Source organism: Bradyrhizobium sp. 154, from assembly GCF_023073875.1.
GTDB lineage: Bacteria > Pseudomonadota > Alphaproteobacteria > Rhizobiales > Xanthobacteraceae > Bradyrhizobium.
Genome location: NZ_JADPKG010000029.1, coordinates 1 through 1,120, shown reverse-complemented (window position 1 = coordinate 1,120; position 1,120 = coordinate 1). Strand labels below are relative to the sequence as shown.

At 58.5% G+C, this 1,120-nt stretch carries 1 pseudogene; it reads right to left on the bottom strand.

The window, feature by feature from the left end:
* Positions 1–1,120, bottom strand: a pseudogene (locus tag IVA92_RS05615) (IS701 family transposase); the annotation flags it as partial.

Here is a 1,120-nt window from a genome sequence, read left to right as displayed (position 1 = left end):
TTTTTTTCCGCCCCGCGTGTGCGAGGCGACGGTATTGCAAGAAGGCGTAGGCGATCATGGTCATTAGTGCGTGACGATGAAGACCTTGCCATGATCGCCCTTCGAAGTGATCAAGTCCAAGCTCCTCTTTCAACTGCTGATGCGCCTGCTCGCAGATCCATCGTGCTTTTATGGTGGCGGCCAGTGTGCGCAGATCCGTCGACGCAGGCAGGTTGGCCAGATAGTATTTTTTCTCCCCTGAGGCACGTTGCTCGCCAATGAGCCAGGCTTCGTCGCCCGGGAGATGCTGCTGACCCTTATCCCATATCCGCTGCGGAGGTCCGTCGGCGGTGCGGACACGGACAGCAGCAAATCGGGCTTTCAGTCGACCTTTCGTCCCGCTGCGCCAACTCACGGTTTTCCACCTGGCGCTCGCCAGCATTTGTTCTGCCGCAATCGACAAAATATCTGGTACGTGGTGCTTCCGGGGTTTCCCGCGGACTTTGGTAATCGGCCAAATGAGCTTCACATTGACCGGATACACCTTGAGATGCCGAGGGATGCCGACGGCCCAAGCCAGCCCGCGCTCTGTCAACCCTTGTCGAAACGGTGCGCTGAGCCCGTATCCCGCATCCGCCAGTACACATCCAAAGCGCACGTTAGCTGCCATCGCGCGGTCAATCTCGGCCAAAGCAATTTCCGGCTTGGACCGTGCCGTTCGATGTTCGACCGGCACGCGAGCGCGCTTTAAACGAGACAGGTCGCTAGTCCAGCTGTCAGGCAGAAAGAGACGCAAAGCGATCATCACCGGCACTTCACCTCGCGCAAGCGTCAAAGACACCAGCGTTTGGCAATTTGCCGTTTTGCCGAGAGCCGACGCGTATTGAGCCGCAACACCAACCGACCGTTCACCTTTGGCAGTGAGGTCTCATCAATGACCAGCACCGTATCCTTGCCGCCGACAAGCCCGTCGGCCTGGTTGAGCAACTCAGATTCCAGCGATGACTCGTCCCAGACACCATCGGCGATGAACTGGTGCAGCTGATCGTAGTTGCCGGTTGCGAGGCGTTCTGCCATCGGCTGAACGCTCTTGCGATCGCCAGGACCGATCAATCCCGCAACGTAAAGGGGACACATCCGC